Source organism: Lactobacillus nasalidis (genome assembly GCF_016587775.1).
Taxonomy (GTDB): Bacteria; Bacillota; Bacilli; order Lactobacillales; family Lactobacillaceae; genus Lactobacillus; species Lactobacillus nasalidis.
This window is the reverse complement of sequence record NZ_BOCG01000536.1, coordinates 1-315: the sequence shown is the minus strand read 5'-3', so window position 1 is coordinate 315 and position 315 is coordinate 1. Positions and strand designations below refer to the sequence as shown.

Annotated in this window: 1 rRNA gene; it reads right to left on the bottom strand. The window is 49.5% G+C overall.

Annotated elements, in window-relative coordinates:
* A 23S ribosomal RNA gene (locus tag lacNas_RS10505) occupies positions 1-315 on the bottom strand; the annotation flags it as partial.

Genomic DNA, 315 nt, shown 5'->3' with positions numbered 1-315 from the left:
CTTCTTTGGATTTCGCTTACGGGGCTCTCACCCTCTTTGGCGCATTTTCCCAAATGCTTCTGCTATCCTCTGAAGTGCCATGACTCAGTCCTACAACCCCGGCAGATAAATCTGCCGGTTTGGGCTCTTTCCTGGTCGCTCGCCGCTACTTGGGAAATCGAATTTCTTTCTCTTCCTGCAGCTACTTAGATGTTTCAGTTCACTGCGTGTTCCTTTCATAAGCTATGTATTCACTCATGAATAACATGTCTGCACATGCTGGGTTCCCCCATTCGGAGACCTCCGGATCAAAGCCTACTTACGGCTCCCCGAAGA